General features: G+C 21.6%; 1 protein-coding gene. It reads right to left on the bottom strand.

Annotated features, from left to right (window positions below; all coding sequences use genetic code 11):
• Positions 1-574: 574 nt before the first annotated feature.
• Positions 575-1480: a type VI secretion system baseplate subunit TssG gene (gene tssG, locus DU473_RS08115; protein ID WP_131186972.1), complete on the bottom strand. Its 906-nt coding sequence runs from the start codon at positions 1478-1480 to the stop codon at positions 575-577.
• Positions 1481-1573: the final 93 nt, after the last annotated feature.

Below are 1573 nucleotides of genomic sequence, written 5' to 3'. Positions count from 1 at the left end.
TAGTGATTATTGCTTCATTGTATAGCGTTGCTTTAGCTTTAAATCATAGTTATCATAGCAAGTCTTAGTAATTTGCAACAAGAATATATGGAAGGTAGAAGTATGACTTGTGGGAATATTTTCACAAGCACTTTTAATAAAATGCTTAAAATATAAAATCGTTTATTAATAATAATTTAAACTTTTTAAGCGATAAATTGTAAGTACTTGATAAATTTTTAGATTTGATATATAAAGATATTTTTTATAAATGATTTTAATAAAGTAGCAAGATTATATTTAAAATTTATGCAGAGATATCAAGCTTTTATATAACCTTTTATTTATAAATGACATTGTTAAAATAATAAACGTATATAATTCTTTTTTGTGTTTTTTAAAAGATAGAGATTAGGGAAGTTTTAAAGGCGTAAGATTTGTAAAATTTATTACAAAAAGATAAAGGTAAATTATTGCAAAGTTTCAAAGTACTATTATTTTTTAGATAAAGATGAATTTTTGATACTTTTAAAATAGATAACTTGCAAATTAGAGTATTTGTAATAGTCAAAATAAATATTATAAATTTCTAAATTTATAATTTTGTATATATAAAACTATAAGAGTTTTTGGGCTTTTTTAGAATTTTTGCTAGCCCAAGTTTTGAGGAGCTTTTATCTCCTAAAGTAAAACTCATTTTTTTATTATATTTAATTTTTAAATATAAATCCGTATCAAATTCATTATTAGTTAAAAAAACGATACTTTCTTTTAATTCTTGATAGGATTTTTTTCCAGGAAAAAAATTTAAAGCTTGCTCATATTCTATATTTTTTATATAAATAGCTATTTTGCTATTGTAAGATGTAATTTTTTTTCCTAAAATTAAATTATTTCCCAGAATATTGTTTTTTGAACCCAGTTTATTTTTTTCATATGATGGAATTGTAATTTGATGAGGGATATTTTCTATAATGCTTATTTTATTATATAGATTAAAATTACTTTCCAAAGCTTTTTCTATATAGTATTTTGGTCGTCTAAAACTTAAAAGCAAGGGAGCAAATTGCAAATATTTTTTAGCGATATTATTATTTTCAATCCCAAGTAAAGAAAATAATATCCTAGATAAAGTATCACTGAAATCTTCTTTAAAAGATCTTGCATAATTTCTTAAATTTTTACTTTCAAAAAATAACCATAGTATATAGTGATTAAAGAAATCAAAAAATAAAGTCCATTCTGAACTATTTTGACTTCTTGATAGTTTGTCTAACATATAGCTAGGTAATTGAGAAGTGCTTCCTTGTAATCCTATAAAATTAACTATTATTTCAATTAGAATTTTTTGATTTTTTTTATTAAATTTAATAGCCTCGATTTCTTTATTGGGATGTTTTAAGCTAGGATTTGATCTTAAAAAAATATCTTTTTTATTATAGTTTTTAAGAAGTTTTCTAATCAACCTATAAAAATCATACTCTAAAAATTCATCTCTCACATTAACTCCTTATTACCGCTTACAATAGGATAAGTAAAAATATCTTCACTTTTTAAACATTTAATCTTTAATTTAAAAAAGGAATTAATGCTT

Source organism: Campylobacter novaezeelandiae (assembly GCF_004323845.1).
GTDB lineage: Bacteria > Campylobacterota > Campylobacteria > Campylobacterales > Campylobacteraceae > Campylobacter_D > Campylobacter_D novaezeelandiae.
Note: the sequence above shows the minus strand (reverse complement) of the source record. Positions and strands in the feature narration are given on the sequence as shown.